Origin of the sequence: Actinoplanes sp. NPDC023801, assembly GCF_040639655.1 — a bacterium.
In the GTDB taxonomy this organism is placed as follows: domain Bacteria; phylum Actinomycetota; class Actinomycetes; order Mycobacteriales; family Micromonosporaceae; genus Actinoplanes.
On sequence record NZ_JBFAAI010000003.1, the window covers coordinates 520,959 to 537,074 of the forward strand.

Sequence of the window (16,116 nt, forward strand, 5' to 3'; positions counted from 1 at the left end):
CCCTGAATCTCAACACCACCGATACAAAGGATCGATATAGTCCGCGGCCGTGCGCCCTCTTTTCGCTGCCAGCGACATGCACGGCCATCGTGCCGAGTTCCGCGCCGCCCTGCGTGACGCCGGACTGATCGACACGTCCGGTGACTGGTCCGGAGCCGACGCCCGGCTGTGGGTGCTCGGCGACTACTTCGACCGCGGCCCCGACGGTATCGGCGTCGTCGACGACATCCGCCGCCTCACCGCGCAGGCGGCTGCCGCCGGCGGCGAGGTGGGTGCGCTGCTCGGCAACCATGAGGCGCACCTGGTGGCGGCTCACCGGTTCGGGGTCGCGCCGATCCCCGGCTGGGCCGCCCGCACCGACGGCTACTACGGCGCCTGGCTGACCCTGGGTGGCCGTGAGCACGACATGCGCCGCCTGACCGGTGAGCATCTCGCCTGGCTGGAGGCCCTGCCCGCGATGGCACTTGTCGACGGGCACCTGCTGCTGCACTGCGACAGCACCCGGTACCTCGAGTTCGGCGACAGCGTCGAGGCCGTCAACAAGGCGGTGGCCGGGCACCTCGCCGGGCACGACCCGGACGAGTGGCTCACCTTCTGCTCCCGGGTCAGCGGGCGCGGCGAGCTCCACTCGCCGGATGTCGCCGGCGCACTTCTCGCCGCCTTCGGCGGCTCGCTCATCGTCCACGGCCACAGCACGCTGATCAGCGCGTTCGGCCTCAGCCGGGAGCAGGCCCGCAACCCTCTGCGGTACGGCGGAGGCCGTGTCCTGGCCATCGACGGCGGTGTCTTCGAGGGTGGCGTCGTCCTCGTCACCCGTCTCCTCTGACCCGGTCAGGGAGTAGCGTCCGGAGGATGACCAACTCGTGTCCCGAGTGCGGGACGACCGGCGTACCGCTGCTCTTCGGGCTCCCGGTGCCGGAGGCGCACGCCGCGGCGCGTGACGGCGACCTCGCCCTCGGCGGTTGCGTGATGCCGGAGCGGCCCCCGAACCGGCAGTGTCCCCGCGGTCATCGGTGGCACGACGCCGACGAGATCGCCTGGGACGAGCAACTCCTCGCGGTCCTGGTGGCCCACGGCTACACACAGGATTGACACAACCCTCTCCCCAGGGGTTGCGACCGTACGGTACCGTTCTGCCGCGCCGGCTTACAGACACCTACTTCGATGCCGGTATGTCCGAAAACAGCGGAACGGGGCAGCGAGTGAAGAGACGTTTGGGTGTGATGGCCACGGCCGTCGCGGTGGTCCTGAGTGGCTGTACGTCGGACGGCGACTCGGTGGAGACACCGGACCTCGAAGCCAGAGGCACCGTCCTCACCACCGTGCAGCCGGCCCGGCAGGATCTGACCAACCAGATCAGCCTGAGCGGAAAGGTCACCATCAACCCGGTGTTCGGCATCGTCGCCCCGGCTGCCGGCGAGCTCCGATTCACCACCCGGCAGCCGACCACCGTTGCGGTCAGCCGTGACACCTGGGTGGCGTCGATCTGGAACGACGGCGCCCCGCGCAAGGTCTTCGTGCCGGAGGGCGCCATGATGGCCGGCCGCCTCATGCCGGACCGCTCCGAGGTCGCCAAGGGCATGCCGATCCTCTCCGCCAAACACGTCGGGTACGGCATCACCGCCGAGGTCGACAGCGCACAGGCGTACCGGATCTCCGGCGCGGTCAAGTCGATCAAGGCACAGATCAAGAACGGGCCCGGGCCGTTCGACTGCGAGCCGGTCGGCACCATCGCGGCCCTGCCCGCCGGGACGTTCCCCGAGCCGGAGCCGGTGAAGACCACCGCACCGGCCACCAACCCGTCGGCGCCGAACGCGGTCATCGAGGAGAAGCAGCCCACCGCCCCCGAGGGCTCCGAGCCGACCGGCCTCCGGCTGGTCTGTGTCGCCCCGTCGAAGGTCCGGCTGATCAACGGTTCCGACGTGACGCTCGACGTGATCACCGGACGGGCCGAGGACGTGCTCGTGCTACCGGTCGAGGCGGTCGCCGGCCTGCAGGGCAAGGGCAAGGTCGACCTGGTCGACGAGAACAAGCAGCGCACCACGATCGACGTGGAGCTGGGCATCTCGGACGGCAAGGTCGTCGAGATCAAGAAAGGCCTGACCGGAGGCGAGACCGTCGCGGTGCCGGGCCCCAACCTGCCGATCCCGGCACCGGCCGAGGTGACCGGGTGACGGCTCTTATCCAGCTCTCCGGGATCACCAAGGTCCTCAAGGGCCAGGAGGAGCCCCGTACCATCCTCGACGGGGTGAACCTCGACGTGCACGCCGGTGAGAGCGTCGCCATCGTCGGCCGCTCCGGCTCCGGCAAGAGCACCCTGCTCAGCGTGCTCGGCCTGTTCGACCGCGCGGACCAGGGCAGCTACATCCTGACCGGTGACGACATCAGCCGGCTGCCGGAACGCAAGGCGGCCAAGCTTCGCAGCTCGCACTTCGGTTTCGTGTTCCAGCGGTTCTTCCTGCTCAAGCACCTGACCGCGGCCCAGAACGTGGCGATGGCCCTGGTCAACGGACAGGGCTGGCTGCCCCGCCGGCAACGCCGGGCCAAGGTGATGCAGGCGCTGGAGGAGGTCGGCATCGCCCACCTGGCGAAGAACCGGCCGACCCGGATGTCCGGCGGTGAGCAGCAGCGGGTGGCGATCGCCCGCGCGCTGGTCCGCGAACCGCGCATCCTGCTCGCCGACGAGCCGACCGGCGCCCTCGACACCGAGACCGGCGCCCTGGTGATCGACGCCCTGCAGGCGGTCACGGCCCGCGACTGCGCCCTGATCCTGGTCACCCACGACCGTGACCACGCCGCCCGGATGGGCCGGGTCATGCACCTCGAGGCGGGCGTGCTGCACGACCGCACGGGGGTGAGCGCATGATGCGGATGTCCGGCCGGGGACGGTCGGCCCTGATCATCGGATTGCAGGGCATCCGGGCCCGCAAGACGCGCACCCTGCTGTCGATGGTGAGCCTCTTCCTCGGAGTCCTCGCCGTCGTGGTGGTCCAGGCCGGCGCCAGCATCGCCGAGCGCGCACTGCTCTCCGACCTCGAGCTGTACGAGGGCGTCGACGGCACCGTGGTGATGGACATGGGTGGCACGTCACCGCGGCTGGGCTCGATCGTCACGAGCACGGTCGCCGGCCGGTCCGACGCGGTGGCCATGACGAGCATGCAGGCCGTCATCGGTGAACCGGGAGTGCGGCCGGTCAACGAGGGTGGTGCTCCCTTCGACGGTTCCTGGGGCGACCCGGGGCCGCCGATGGAGTGCGACGAGACCGGCTGCCGCGAACTGCCGGCCGCGGAGGTCCAGCCCAAGGGCCAGGCCATCGAGGTACGCCTGACCGCGCTGACCGGCAACGTGCGCCAGTTCCGGCCGTACCGCCCGCAGGCCGGTGAATGGCTCGATTTCGCCGCGATGCCGTCGCTCGGCCCGCGGCTGGTACTCAACAAGGAGGCCGCGAAGGGCTTCCAGCAGTACCGGGTGCCCGCCGAGATGCGGGTCCCCGGCGCCTCGGCCAACATGACCCCGCACTTCGTCGGCGTGGTCGACGACGGCGACCAGCAGCCGCGCGCCTACGTCCGGCTGGACGAACTGAGCCACTGGGTGCCGGAGAACAAGCTCGTCGACCCGAACATGGGCGAGGTCCGGGTGCTGATGGTCGCCGGCACCCCGGTCGAGCAGGTGCTGTCCACGAAGCTCAAGGCGGTCGGTGTCGAGCCGATGGTCCGTACCGTCAACTCCAAGAAGGACATGGCCGACCAGCTGTCCCTGATGCGGCTGGTGTTCCTGGCGATGGCCGGGCTGGTGCTGCTGATCGGCGTGGCCGGCATCCTCAACGTCGGCCTGGCCACGGTCGGCGAGCGGGTCGAGGAGTTCGCGCTCCGCCGGGCGGTCGGCACCCCCCGTGCCCTGCTGGCCGGCATCGTGCTTGCCGAGACCCTGATCACCGGCCTGCTGACGGCCGCCCTGGCGATCGGCGTGAGTGCGCTGGCGCTGAAGGGGGTGGTCGCCTTCGCCGGCACCTCACAGCCGTTCCTGCAGGGCATGCAGTTCCCGTGGGAGGCCGGGGTGGCGGGCGTGATCGCCGGCCTAGTCGCGGGCGTGCTGGGCGGGTTCATCCCGGCCATCCGAGCCGCCGGAATCCCGATCGCCACCGTGATGCGCGCCTGACGGTTCCGTTCCCGGCATCGGCTTCACAATGGCCGCCGATGCCGGGATCATCCGAAAAATCAGTACTTAGCAGTCTCAGAAAATGAAGACCGACAATTCAATACGTGGGGTAGAGCGACGATGATCTCGTTGTTATCGTCAACAGCCGTTCCGGGAATTGATCATTCGATTCGCGCAGATGACGGGAGCTCCTCCATGCGAAGACGTTCTTTCGTGACCTTGGGCGCGGCGGGCGTGTACTCGGCCCTGGCCGGCTGCGGGCGGGACAAGGACGGCTTCAACATGCGCGACGCCCCCAAGGGCCCGATCACGCTGGGCTTCTCCCAGGTGGGCGCGGAGGGCGGCTGGCGCAAGGCGAACACCGCCTCGATCAAGAAGGCCGCCGAGCGCAACCGGATCGACCTCAACTTCAAGGACGCCGGCGGCGACCCGAAGAAGCAGATCGCCGACGTCCACTCGTTCATCGACGCCAAGGTGAGCGTCATCGCCTTCGCCCCGGTGGTGGAGACCGGCTGGGGTGAGGTGCTGCGGCGGGCCCGCGAAGCGAAGATCCCGGTGGTACTCACCGACCGCCTGATCGACGAGAAGGACACCTCGCTCTGGGCCAGCTCGATCGGGGCCGAGTTCGCCGCCGAGGGCAACCTGGCCGCCCTCTACCTGGAGAACGACTACGCCGGGGTGAAGGAGCCGGTGAACGTCGTGCAGATCCTCGGGGTGGCCGGCGCGACACCGACCAAGCAGCGGGCCGAGGGCTTCGCCGCCACCGCCGCCAAGGGTGGCCGCCTCAAGATCATCGACGAGGAGACCGGCGACTGGACGAAGGACGGCGGCAAGGCCGCCATGGCCCGTCTGCTTCGCCGGAACAAGCGGATCGATGCGGTTTTCGCCCAGAACGACGATATGGGATTAGGCGCTGTTATCGCTCTCGAGGCGGCCGGTAAGAAACCGGGAAAAGAGCCGAAAATCGTCACCGTGGACGGTACGAAGGCGGCGCTTGAGGGTCTCATCCAGCGAAAGCTGAACTACGTCGTCGAATGCAGCCCGGAAATCGGCGAGCCACTCATGACCGTCGTCGTCGACCTGTTCCACGGCGGCCGGGTGCAGAAGAACATCCGGTCCGAGAAGGCGGTCTTCGACCCGGAGACCGCCGCGGACGAGATCGACGACCGCACCTACTGACCCCACCCGTCACACCGCTGTCTCGACACGCCCGAGACAGCGGTAGCGACCAGCCACGGCTTTTTCGGCTGTCGCGCACCGTTGTCTCAGCGCAGCTGAGACAACGGTGACGCACAGCTGAGGCGGGGTGGGTCAGTCGCCCACGGCTTTGAAGAGTGCGGCGACCTCGGCGGCCGACAGGTGGCGGAACCCACCCGGCCGCAGGTCACCCAGCCGGATCGGGCCGACCGCGGTACGGATCAGCCGGGTCACCGGGTGCCCCACCGCGTCCATCATCCGCCGGACGATGTGCTTGCGGCCCTCGTGCAGGACGATCTCCACCTGCGCGGTCTTGCCGATCGCGTCGACCAGACGGAACGAGTCGACCTTGGCCGGGCCGTCCTCCAGCTCGATGCCCGCCTGCAGGGCCCGGCCCACGGTGCGCGGCAGCGGCCCGACCACCTCGGCCAGGTAGGTCTTGTTGATCTCGTACGACGGGTGCATCAGCTTGTGCGCGAGCCCGCCGTCGTTGGTGAACAGCAGCAGGCCCTCGGACTCGGCGTCGAGCCGGCCCACATGGAACAGCCGCTGCTCGAAGTTCGCGCCGAGGAAGTCGGCCAGCTCGGTGCGGCCCTTCTCGTCGTCGAGGCTGGAGACGACACCACGCGGCTTGTTCAGCGCGACGTAGACGAGCTTGGTGTTGGTGATCACCCGCTGCCCGTCGACGTGGATCTCCGCCGTGGCGGGGTCGACCTTGTCGCCGAGCTTGGCGACCCGGCCGTTGACGGTGACGCGCCGCCGGAAGATCAGATCTTCACAGGCGCGCCGGGATCCAACACCGGCCGCCGCCAGGACTTTCTGGAGGCGTTCGGCGGTGTCAGCCTGAGGCATCGAGCACTTCTTCCACATCGTCGGGCAGGAACGGAGCAAGCGGCGGCAGCTGGTCGACCGAGTTGAGGCCGAGCTTCTCGAGGAACAGCGAGGTCGTCCGGTACAGGTATGCCCCGGTTTCCGGCTCGGTCCCGACCTCCTCGATGAGGCCGCGAGTGACCAGCGTACGCATGACCCCGTCACAGTTCACACCGCGGATGGCCGAGATGCGCGATCGGGTCACCGGCTGTTTGTAGGCGACCACGGCGAGTGTTTCCAGCGCGGCCTGGGTGAGCCGCACCGACTGGCCGTCGAGGACGAACCGTTCGACGTACGCCGCGTACTCCGGACGGGTGTAGAGCCGCCACCCGCCGGCCACCCGCCGCAGGTCGATGCCGTGCCCCGCCGCGGTGTAACGCGCCGACACGTTCTCCAGCGTCCGTGCGATCCGCTCCACCGGCTGCTCGAGCACCTGCGCGAGCTGCAACTCACCGACCGGCTCGTCGACCACCAGCATGATCGATTCGAGGGCGGCGGCGAGCTCGGCGTCGTCCATCAGAACCGGATCCGGTGTACGGGTGGCGCTCTCGGCCACCGCGGGCACGTCGGCCCGCGGCCGCCGCGGCTGGGAGGGAACCGTGGCTGCCGCGAGGGGCTCGGCCGCAGCCGGTGTGACTTCCGGCTCCACCGCCGTGAAGCGCTCGGCGGTCACCGGAGACTCGGCCGCCAGGAACGGCTCGACCGCCAAAAACGGTTCGATCGCCGGGAACGGCTCCGCCGCCACCGCAGGTTCGGCAACCACTGGCTCGGCGGCCACGAACCGTTCGGTCGCCACGAAAGGCTCAACGGCCGCGGAAAGCTCGGTCCCCGCCACCTCTGCGGCCTCGGCCACCGGCTCGAGAGCCGAGTCCGGTTCCACCCGGAAGGAGGGGTCCGCCCCGTAGAAGGGCTCGGCCTCGGGTTGCGCCGGAGCGGATGGCTGCGCCTCCGACTGCGGCAAAGAGCCGGACGCGGGCTCGGGCAGATCTTCGGAGGAGGGCTCGACGACGGAAGCGACCGCCTCGGCCTGGTACTCGCGGTCGGGTTCCCGTCGCCGCTCCCACGGCGGCACCCATGCGGCCGCCTGCGCGGCCAGGGATTCGGGACGCTCCTCGGTGCTCACGATGTCTCCTCCACAGCCGCCGGCTCGTCGGCCGGGGCCTCGTCGTCACCCGTGCCAAGATCGCTATCGGGAGCGTCCGAGTCAAGCCGCGCGGCCGTGGGATCGTCCGAACCGGTATCGTCCTCTGCCGGTTTGATGCCCTCGTAGTCGTCGACGTCGAGTTCCACGTCACCGTCGCCGCCGATCCAGCGCACGGTCAGCTCGTCGAGCGAGACCGGCTGGTCGAACTCGATCAGCCCTTCGCGGTAGAGCTCCAGCAGCGCGAGGAAGCGGGCCACCACTTCGAGGGTGTTCTCGCAGTCGGCGACGAGCAGGCTGAACGTGGCGGTACCGGCGCGGCGCAACCGGTCACGCAGCAGGGTGGCGTGCTCGCGGACACTGACCCGCACCTGGTGGATGTGGGCGATGGACACCTGCGGCGGCCCGGGTTTCGGCAGGAAACTCTTGAGCGCCAGTTTGAGCAGGCGTTCCGGCCCGATGCCGAGGACGAGTTCGGGGAGCGCGTCGGCGTACCGCTGCTCGAGGGTGACCATCCGCGGCCAGCGACGCGCCCCGGTGGCCTCGAGCTCCGCTATGTGCGCGGCGGCTTCTTTGAAGGCCTTGTACTGCAGGAGGCGGGCGAAGAGCAGGTCGCGGGCCTCCAGCAGGGCCAGGTCCTCCTCGTCCTCGACCTCGGCGGCGGGCAGCAGCCGGGCCGCCTTGAGGTCGAGCAGGGTCGCGGCGACGAGCAGGAACTCGCTGGTCTCGCCGAGGTCCCAGTCGTCGCCCATCGCCCGGATGTAGGAGATGAAGTCGTCGGTGACCTGATGCAGCGCGATCTCGGTGACGTCCAGCTTGTGCTTGCCGATCAGCTGCAGCAGCAGGTCGAACGGGCCGGTGAAGTTCTCCAGCCGGACGGTGAATCCGCTGGTCTCGATCTCCACGCCGGCGGCCGGGACGGCCGGGACGACCTCGCCGGTTTCCGGCGGCGACAGGGCGGGCTCTTCAAGCACGTGCCGACCGTAGACCATGCCTGTGACTAGTTCCTCCGGGCGCACGCTCTTCCAACGTCACAATCCCCGCGGGGTTGCTCCGCGATGGGGTTACCGGCCGGTTACATTTGCTCGTGATCCCGGTTACGCTGCGGCGATGCGGTCACTGATCTCACCCAGGCTGCTTCTGCGCGAGTGGGAGGAGAAGGATGTCGACTTCCTTCTCGACATGTACTCGCGCTGGGAGGTGGCGCGTTTCCTCGGCGCGGCGCCTCGTGTGCTGTCCGGCCGTGACGACGCCGTCGCGACGCTGACCCGCTGGCGCGGCCGGCAGGACGACGTGCACACGGTCTGGGCGATCCAGGACCGGGCGACCGGGCGTCTGCTGGGTACCGCGCTGCTGGTTCCGCTGCTGGCCTCCGGCGAGAAGTTGCTGCCGGCCGGGGAGACCGAGATCGGCTGGCATCTGCATCCGGACGCCTGGGGCAAGGGGTACGCGACGGAGGCGGCCAACGCGGTGATGTCGTACGCGGCGCGCTCGGGAATCGATCCGGTGCTGGCGGTCACCTATCCGGAGAACACCGCCTCGCAGGCGGTGTGCCGGCGGCTCGGCATGCGGCACGTCGGGCCGACCGACCGCTACTACAACGTCACGCTGGAACTGTTCACCACGGAGGAACGGGCCGCCGGCTGATGCGCGACGGCCCGGCAGATCACTTCTTCTTGTCCTTCTTGGACTTCTTCGCGGCCTTGGCCGGGGCCTCCTCGGCGACCGGGGCCTCCTCGACGACGGGCGCCTCGGCGACGGGTTCGGCCACGACGGTCTTCTTGTCCTTCTTGGCCTTCTTGACCTTGACCTCGACCGGCGCCTCGACAACCGGCGCAGCCTCGACCTCTACCGCCTTCTTGGCCTTTTCCTTGGTCTTCGCCACGTCGGCCTCCTTTCACCTGTACGCCTCACGCGCTACCAGCCGGCGCGCGTGTGCACGTGACTGTAGATGATCTTGCGAAACCTGTGGTACATGAGACCGAAGGCAAATGTTCACCATCCTGCAGACCGGAAACAAGGGTCGCCCCGGCCGCATTTACGACTCGCGGTGACCAATCCCGACGTAGGGTGAGCCGGTGGTCCGCAAGCGAGTCCTGGTGTCCGGCCTGGTCCAGGGCGTGTTCTTCCGCGATTCGTGCCGCCGGGTGGCGTGTCGGCACGGTGTCCGGGGCTGGGTTCGCAATTTGCCCGACGGCCGGGTCGAGGCGGTCTTCGAGGGTGATTCCGACGGCGTGGACCGCCTGCTGACCTGGGCCCGCACCGGTCCGACCCGGGCCCGCGTCGACGACGTGGAGATCCACGACGAACCGCCCGAGGGCTTCGACGCCTTCCAGATCCGCTGACCGTCCGAACCGGACGATCCAAATGAGTTGCCGCATCCGAGGTACCCCGGTAGACGTGGGGACATGGCGAAACTCGACGATCCCGGACTGTTCGGCCGCCAGTGGGCCGCTGCTTACGACTCGCCCGGCAACCCCGATCCGGCACCGGCCGTGGACTTCCTGGCCGGGCTCGCCGGTGCGGGCCCGGTGCTCGAGCTGGCCATCGGCAGCGGCCGGGTGGCCCTGCCACTCGCGGCGCGCGGCATCCCGGTCGAGGGCATCGAGGCCTCCCCCGAGATGGTCGAGCTGCTGCGTGGCAAGCCCGGCGGCGACAGTGTCCCGGTGACCGTGGCGGACATGGCCGACGTACCGGTGAACGGCACCTATCCCCTGGTCTACCTGGTCTTCAACACCCTGTTCAACCTGACCGTGACGGGCCGGCAGGAGGACTGTCTGCACAATGTGGCCCGGGTCCTCGCCCCCGGCGGGCGGTTCGTGGTCGAGGCGTTCGTACCCGACGAGGCGAAGTTCGATCAGGAGGAGCGCGAGGTGCAGGTCCGGTCGGTCACCGAGGACGCGGTCACGGTGCGGATGCATCGGTACGACCGCGCCGCGCAGACGTTCGTCCGGCAGACCATCACGTTCACCGACGGCGGCGTACGTCTCCAGCCGTTCGGCATGCGCTATCAGTGGCCCGAGCAGATCGACGCGATGGCCGCGGCCGCGGGTCTCGAACTGGAGGCTCGGTACGCCACGTGGCAGCGCGACGAGTTCGGCCCGGAGAGCACCGACCACATCTCCGTCTACCGCAAGCCGTCCTGACCGTCACGGCTGAACATCACCGCGCACTCCACGGCGCGACGCCAGTTCGCGTACTCGGCGTCGCGCCGGCCGGAGTCGAGTCCGGGCCGCCAGCTACCGGCCCGATGCCGGTTGGCGCGCAGGTCACGCTGGTCCGACCAGTAACCGACGGCGAGCCCGGCCGCGTAGGCGGCACCCAGCGAGACCGTTTCGGCGACCATCGGGCGCACCACCGGGACCTGCAGGAAGTCGGCGACGATCTGCATGAGCAGGTTGTCGGCGGTCATCCCGCCGTCGACGTTCAAAGTGGTCAGGGCCAGGCCGGAGTCGGCGTTCATGGCGTCGACGACGTCGCGGGTCTGCCAGCCGGTCGCCTCCAGCACGGCCCGGGCCAGGTGTCCCTTGGTGATGTACGAGGTCAGGCCGACGATCACGCCACGGGCCTCGCTGTGCCAGTACGGCGCGAACAGTCCGGAGAACGCCGGGACGATGTAGCAGCCGCCGTTGTCGCCGACCGTCCCGGCCAGCGTCTCGATCTCGGACGCGGTGCCGATCAGCCCGAGGCCGTCGCGCATCCACTGCACCAGTGATCCGGCGATCGCGATCGAGCCCTCCAGCGCGAACACCGGTGGCTGCTCGCCGATCCGGTAACCGACCGTGGTGATCAGCCCATGGCGTGACCGCACGGGTGTCGTGCCGGTGTTCATCAGCAGGAAGCCGCCGGTGCCGTAGGTGCACTTGGCCTCGCCGGGCGCGAAGCACGTCTGCCCGAACAGTGCGGCCTGCTGGTCACCGATGGCCGCGGCGATCGGCACCCCGGGAAGAACGGCGTCGGCGGTCCCGTACACCTCGGAGGAGGATCTTATTCCGGGGAGCATGGCGCGGGGGATGCCGAACAGGTCGAGCAGTTCGGGGTCCCAATCAAGATCGGTCAGATTCATCAGCATCGTACGGCTGGCGTTGGTCACGTCGGTGACGTGCAGGGCTCCGCCGGTCAGGTTCCAGATCAGCCAGCTGTCCATGGTCCCGAAGAGCACGTCGCCGCGGACGGCACGCTCGCGCAGGCCGGGGGTGTTGTCGAGCAGCCACCGGATCTTGGTGGCCGAGAAGTAGGTGGCCGGCGGCAGCCCGGTCCGGCTCTTCACGAGGTCGGCGTCCAATGCCGACACATCGGTCCGGGTGTCCTGCCAGACGATCGCCGGAGCGACCGGCGCACCGCTGACCCGGTCCCACAGGACCACCGTCTCGCGCTGGTTCGCGATCCCGATGGCCGCCACCTGCGTGGGTGCCACCTCACGCAGCGTCCTGCGGATCAGCCGCTGGACGTCACGCCAGATCCGTGCCGCGTCGTGTTCCACCCAGCCGGGCCGCGGGTAGGACTGCGGATGCTCGGCCCGCTCCACCGACACGACGGTGGCCCGCCGGTCGAAGAGGATGCACCGCGTCGACGTCGTCCCCTGGTCCACGGCCAGCACATAACTCATGATCCGGCCCCGTTCATGATCCGGCCCCGTTCATGATCCGGCCACGTCGCGGGAGATCGACCGGGCCGCCGCCAGCACTTGCTCGACCAGCGCCGGCCGGGCCTGCCGCCGGGTGTCGGTGAGCCGCTCCACCGGTCCGGCGATGCCCACCGCGCCCACCACCAGCCCACCGGAGGTGCGCACCGGGGCGGCGATCCCGGCCAGGCCGGGCCGCCACTCCTCGACCGAGAGACCCCAGCCCCGGGCGCGGGTCCCGGTCAGCTCCCCGGCGAGTTCGCGGCGGCCGGTCACGGTCCTCCTGGTGTACGCGTCGAGCCCGGCCGCCGCCACCGTCGCCTCCGCGGTGGCCGACCAGGCGAGGAGCACCTTGCCCAGCGCGGTGGCGTGTGCCGGCAGCCGGACGCCGGTGTCGAGGGACTGTGCCGAGTCGTCCGGCCGGAACACGTGGTGCACGACGAGCACCCGGTTGTCGTCGAGCACGCCCAGGCGTACCTCCTCGCCGCTGCGGGCAGCAAGCGCGTCGGCCCAGTCCAGCGCGCGCCCGCGCAGCTCGTTGGCGTCCATCCCGGCCGAGCCGAGGTCGAGCAGGCCACGGCCGAGCCGGTATCGGGCGGTGCGCGGGTCCTGTTCGACGAATCCGACGTGCTCGAGGGTCCGCAGGATGCTGTGTGCCGTGGATTTCGGCAGGTCGAGTGCGTCGGCGATCTCCTTGACGCGCAGCCGGTCGGGTCCGGCGGCGAGCAGGCGCAACACGGCCGACGATCGTTCGATCGACTGGATCATCCCCGGCACGTGCGACATTGTCGCACGCGGCCCGTTGCCCCGCCCTCGATCCGTTCATAGCGTCCGGGTCAAGGACACGCCGGTGGGGACAGGGAGGGCACGTGGCGCGGTACGTCGGGGCGATCGATCAGGGCACCACCAGCACGCGGTTCATGATCTTCGACCGTTCGGGTGCCGAGATCGGCCGGCACCAGCTGGAGCACCGGCAGATCCAGCCACGGTCCGGATGGGTCGAGCACGACGCCGTGGAGATCTGGGAGAACACCCTCAAGACCATCGCCATGGCACTTGCCGGCACCGGCCTGACGCCGGGCGACCTGGCCGCGGTCGGCATCACCAACCAGCGCGAGACGATCGTGCTGTGGGACCGGGCCACCGGCACCCCGGTGGCGCCCGCGATCGTCTGGCAGGACACCCGCACCGACTACCTGGTCGCGGGCCTCGACGAGGAGTTCCTGCGCGAACGGACCGGCCTCCCGCCGGCCACCTACTTCTCGGCGCCGAAGATCCAGTGGCTGCTCGAGCACACCCCCGGCCTGCGCGAGCGTGCCGTCCGCGGCGAGGTGCTTTTCGGGACCGTCGACAGCTGGCTGATCTGGAACCTGACCGGCGGAGCCCTGCACGTCACCGACGTGACCAACGCCAGCCGTACGATGCTGATGAATCTGACCGATCTTGATTGGGACCCCGAACTGCTCGACCTGTTCGGGATCCCGCGGGCGATGCTGCCGGAGATCCGGTCGTCGGCCGAGGTGTACGGCACCGCCGCGACGGTGCTGCCCGGCGTGCCGATCGCCGCGGCCATCGGTGACCAGCAGGCCGCACTGTTCGGGCAGACGTGCTTCGCGCCCGGCGAGGCCAAGTGCACCTACGGCACCGGCGGCTTCCTGCTGATGAACACCGGGGCCACCCCGGTCCGCTCCCGCCACGGCCTGATCACCACGGTCGGCTACCGCTTCGCCGGCCGGCCGCCGGTCTTCGCCCTGGAAGGGTCGATCGCCGCGTGCGGCGCCGCCGTCCAGTGGCTGCGCGACCAGCTGGGCGTCCTCGGCACCGCAGGCGACAGCGAGACCCTCGCCGGGCAGGTCGACGACAGCGCCGGTGTCTGCTTCGTGCCGGCGTTCTCCGGCCTGTTCGCGCCCTACTGGCGGCCGGACGCCCGCGCCGCGATCGTCGGGCTGTCCCGCTTCCACACCGCCGCCCACATCACCCGGGCCGCACTCGAGGCGATCTGCTACCAGACCCGCGACGTCGTCGAGGCGATGGCCCAGGACTCCGGCACCGACCTGGACTGCCTGCAGGTCGACGGCGGAGTCACCGCCAACGGGCTCTGCATGCAGTTGCAGGCCGACATCCTCGGCGTACCGGTCAGCCGGCCCGCGGTCGCCGAGACCACCGCACTCGGCGCCGCCTACGCGGCCGGGCTCGCGGTCGGCTTCTGGACATCGCTCGACGACCTGCGCGCCAACCGGCACGAGGACCGGCGGTGGCAGCCCTCGTGGACCCCGGCCCGCCGCACCGAAGGCATCACCCGCTGGAGAGCGGCCATCGACCGCACCCTCGACTGGGTCAGCGTCGGCTGACTCGCTGAAAAGAGGATCAGAAATGAAAACCGGAGCGATCTCGCCACAGGCCCGCGCCAGGGCTCTCGCCGTCATGTCGTCGGGCGAGGAACTGGACGTGCTGGTCGTCGGCGCCGGCGTGGTCGGTGCCGGGTCGGCGCTCGACGCCGCCACCCGGGGCCTCTCCGTCGGCATCCTCGAGGCCCGTGACTTCGCCAGCGGCACCTCCAGCCGGTCCAGCAAGTTGATCCACGGCGGCCTGCGCTACCTGGAGATGCTGGACTTCAGCCTGGTCCGGGAGGCACTGCGGGAACGTGGCCTGCTCATCCAGAAACTGGCGCCGCACCTGGTGCGGCCGGTGCCGTTCCTCTACCCGCTGCAGAAACGGGCCTGGGAACGCCTGTACGTCGGCGCGGGCGTGGCTCTCTACGACATCCTGGCGCTGTCCGGTGGTGGCGCCGGCGTGCCCGTGCACCGGCACCTGAGCCGCGTCGAGGCGCTCAAGACGTTCCCGTCGCTGCGGCCGGAGAGCCTGGTCGGCGCGATCCGCTACTACGACGCCCAGGTCGACGACGCCCGGCACACCATGTTCCTGGTCCGCACGGCCGTCGCGCACGGCGCGCACGCGGCCTCCCGTACCGAGGTGACCGGTTTCCTGCGCGAGGGCCGCCGGGTCGTCGGCGTCCGCGCCCGTGACCTGGAGACCGGCGCGGAACTCACGATCCGCGCCCGGACGGTGATCAACGCGACCGGTGTGTGGACCGGTGACAGCCAGGCGCTGCTCACCGGCGAGAGCGGCGAGTTCACGATCACCGCGAGCAAGGGCATCCACCTGGTGGTGCCGCGGGAACGGATCGCCGGAAGCACCGGGATGATCCTGCGTACGGCCACGAGTGTCCTGTTCGTGATCCCCTGGGATCAGCACTGGATCATCGGCACCACCGACACCAGATGGGACCTCGACAAGGCCGACCCGGCCGCGTCCGCCCACGACGTCGACTACCTGCTCGACGAGGTCAACAAGGCCCTCGCCACGCCGCTGACCCGCGACGACGTGCAGGGCGTCTACGCCGGTCTGCGGCCGCTGCTGTCGGCCGGCGCGGCCAGCACCGCGAAGCTGTCCCGCGAGCACGCCGTCGGCAACCCGGTGCCCGGCATGATCGTGGTGGCCGGCGGCAAGTACACGACGTACCGGGTGATGGCCCGCGACGCGGTCGACGCCGCCGTCCGTGACCTCGCCACCCGGGTACCGCAGTCCTGCACCGACCAGGTACCGCTGCTCGGCGCCGACGGATACCGCGCCGCCTGGAACCGCCGCAACGCGCTGGCCCGCGAGTCCGGCCTGCATCCGGAACGGATCGAACACCTGCTGCGCCGGTACGGCACCCTGATCGACGAGGTGCTGGCCCTGGTCGAGGCCGACCCGTCGCTCGGGCTCCCCCTCGACGGCGCCCCCGGCCACCTCCGGGCCGAGATCGTGTACTCGGCCAGCCACGAGGGCGCCCGGCATCTCGAGGACGTGCTCGCCCGGCGTACCAGAATCGCCTTCGAGACCCCGGACCGTGGGGTCGCGGCAGCCCGCGCCGCCGCCGCCCTGATCGCGCCGATCCTCGGCTGGACCGGCGCCGAGGCCGACGCCGAGGCCGCCGGCTACGAATCCCGGGTCGTCGCCGAACTGGCCGCCCAGGAACAGCCCGACGACGAGACCGCCGACGCCACCCTCCGCCGGGCGGCCCTGGCCGCCGCCTGACCGCCCGGGGGTTCCGGCAGCTGAGGGGGCTGCCGGAGCCCCCTTC

The 16,116-nt window shown here is 70.1% G+C and carries 17 protein-coding genes; 11 read left to right on the forward strand and 6 right to left on the reverse strand.

What is annotated here, in order from left to right:
* Positions 1 to 49 precede the first annotated feature (49 nt).
* From AB0G04_RS09400 to AB0G04_RS09425, 6 genes are all read left to right on the forward strand, one after another.
* Complete coding sequence (locus AB0G04_RS09400; protein WP_360979206.1) at positions 50 to 826, forward strand: metallophosphoesterase; 777 nt, start codon at positions 50 to 52, stop codon at positions 824 to 826.
* Between the two features lie 26 nt (positions 827 to 852).
* The gene (locus tag AB0G04_RS09405; protein ID WP_360979209.1) at positions 853 to 1,092 is read left to right on the forward strand and encodes a hypothetical protein; all 240 of its coding nucleotides are present in this window, start codon (positions 853 to 855) and stop codon (positions 1,090 to 1,092) included.
* A gap of 110 nt (positions 1,093 to 1,202) precedes the next feature.
* A complete protein-coding gene (locus tag AB0G04_RS09410) occupies positions 1,203 to 2,174 on the forward strand; it encodes an efflux RND transporter periplasmic adaptor subunit (protein WP_360979212.1) in 972 nt (323 codons plus the stop codon).
* Positions 2,171 to 2,866, forward strand: coding sequence for an ABC transporter ATP-binding protein (locus tag AB0G04_RS09415; protein WP_360979215.1), 696 nt, complete (start codon positions 2,171 to 2,173; stop codon positions 2,864 to 2,866). The genes AB0G04_RS09410 and AB0G04_RS09415 overlap by 4 nt, the downstream gene beginning before the upstream one ends.
* Positions 2,863 to 4,158 (forward strand): ABC transporter permease, encoded by a 1,296-nt coding sequence (locus tag AB0G04_RS09420; RefSeq protein WP_360979218.1) that lies wholly within the window; start codon positions 2,863 to 2,865, stop codon positions 4,156 to 4,158. Before AB0G04_RS09415 ends, AB0G04_RS09420 begins: the two co-directional genes overlap by 4 nt.
* 195 nt (positions 4,159 to 4,353) lie before the next feature.
* Positions 4,354 to 5,337 (forward strand): ABC transporter substrate-binding protein, encoded by a 984-nt coding sequence (locus tag AB0G04_RS09425; RefSeq protein ID WP_360979221.1) that lies wholly within the window; start codon positions 4,354 to 4,356, stop codon positions 5,335 to 5,337.
* Positions 5,338 to 5,469: 132 nt separating this feature from the next.
* On the opposite strand, the gene AB0G04_RS09430 is transcribed toward AB0G04_RS09425, so the two are convergent.
* From AB0G04_RS09430 to AB0G04_RS09440, 3 genes are all read right to left on the reverse strand, one after another.
* Positions 5,470 to 6,225: a pseudouridine synthase gene (locus AB0G04_RS09430; RefSeq protein WP_360979224.1), complete on the reverse strand. Its 756-nt coding sequence runs from the start codon at positions 6,223 to 6,225 to the stop codon at positions 5,470 to 5,472.
* The gene (scpB, locus tag AB0G04_RS09435) at positions 6,194 to 7,021 is read right to left on the reverse strand and encodes an SMC-Scp complex subunit ScpB (protein WP_360979372.1); all 828 of its coding nucleotides are present in this window, start codon (positions 7,019 to 7,021) and stop codon (positions 6,194 to 6,196) included. Before scpB ends, AB0G04_RS09430 begins: the two co-directional genes overlap by 32 nt.
* Positions 7,022 to 7,344: 323 nt before the next feature.
* Complete coding sequence (locus AB0G04_RS09440) at positions 7,345 to 8,358, reverse strand: segregation/condensation protein A (RefSeq protein ID WP_360979227.1); 1,014 nt, start codon at positions 8,356 to 8,358, stop codon at positions 7,345 to 7,347.
* Between the two features lie 118 nt (positions 8,359 to 8,476).
* Between AB0G04_RS09440 and AB0G04_RS09445 the strand changes: the two genes are divergently transcribed.
* Entirely contained in the window at positions 8,477 to 9,013 is a 537-nt protein-coding gene (locus tag AB0G04_RS09445; RefSeq protein ID WP_360979230.1) for a GNAT family N-acetyltransferase, read from the forward strand.
* Between the two features lie 19 nt (positions 9,014 to 9,032).
* On the opposite strand, the gene AB0G04_RS09450 is transcribed toward AB0G04_RS09445, so the two are convergent.
* Positions 9,033 to 9,251 (reverse strand): hypothetical protein, encoded by a 219-nt coding sequence (locus AB0G04_RS09450; protein ID WP_360979233.1) that lies wholly within the window; start codon positions 9,249 to 9,251, stop codon positions 9,033 to 9,035.
* Between the two features lie 193 nt (positions 9,252 to 9,444).
* Here AB0G04_RS09450 and AB0G04_RS09455 point away from each other — a divergent pair, with 193 nt between their 5' ends.
* Together AB0G04_RS09455 and AB0G04_RS09460 are read left to right on the forward strand one after the other, a co-directional pair.
* Positions 9,445 to 9,711 (forward strand): acylphosphatase, encoded by a 267-nt coding sequence (locus AB0G04_RS09455; protein ID WP_360979236.1) that lies wholly within the window; start codon positions 9,445 to 9,447, stop codon positions 9,709 to 9,711.
* A 63-nt stretch (positions 9,712 to 9,774) separates the two neighbouring features.
* The gene (locus AB0G04_RS09460) at positions 9,775 to 10,512 is read left to right on the forward strand and encodes a class I SAM-dependent methyltransferase (protein ID WP_360979239.1); all 738 of its coding nucleotides are present in this window, start codon (positions 9,775 to 9,777) and stop codon (positions 10,510 to 10,512) included.
* On the opposite strand, the gene glpK (AB0G04_RS09465) is transcribed toward AB0G04_RS09460, so the two are convergent.
* On the reverse strand, positions 10,494 to 11,975 hold the full coding sequence (glpK, locus tag AB0G04_RS09465; protein ID WP_360979242.1) for a glycerol kinase GlpK: 1,482 nt from the start codon (positions 11,973 to 11,975) through the stop codon (positions 10,494 to 10,496). The two genes, AB0G04_RS09460 and glpK (AB0G04_RS09465), sit on opposite strands and share 19 nt — an antisense overlap.
* 30 nt (positions 11,976 to 12,005) lie before the next feature.
* Complete coding sequence (locus AB0G04_RS09470; RefSeq protein ID WP_360979245.1) at positions 12,006 to 12,767, reverse strand: IclR family transcriptional regulator; 762 nt, start codon at positions 12,765 to 12,767, stop codon at positions 12,006 to 12,008.
* 92 nt (positions 12,768 to 12,859) lie between these two features.
* On the opposite strand from AB0G04_RS09470, the gene glpK (AB0G04_RS09475) reads away from it, so the two are divergent.
* Together glpK (AB0G04_RS09475) and AB0G04_RS09480 are read left to right on the forward strand one after the other, a co-directional pair.
* Positions 12,860 to 14,341, forward strand: a complete 1,482-nt coding sequence (glpK, locus tag AB0G04_RS09475) for a glycerol kinase GlpK (RefSeq protein WP_360979248.1) — start codon at positions 12,860 to 12,862, stop codon at positions 14,339 to 14,341.
* A gap of 22 nt (positions 14,342 to 14,363) precedes the next feature.
* Positions 14,364 to 16,070: a glycerol-3-phosphate dehydrogenase/oxidase gene (locus tag AB0G04_RS09480; protein WP_360979251.1), complete on the forward strand. Its 1,707-nt coding sequence runs from the start codon at positions 14,364 to 14,366 to the stop codon at positions 16,068 to 16,070.
* The last annotated feature ends 46 nt before the right edge of the window (positions 16,071 to 16,116 follow it).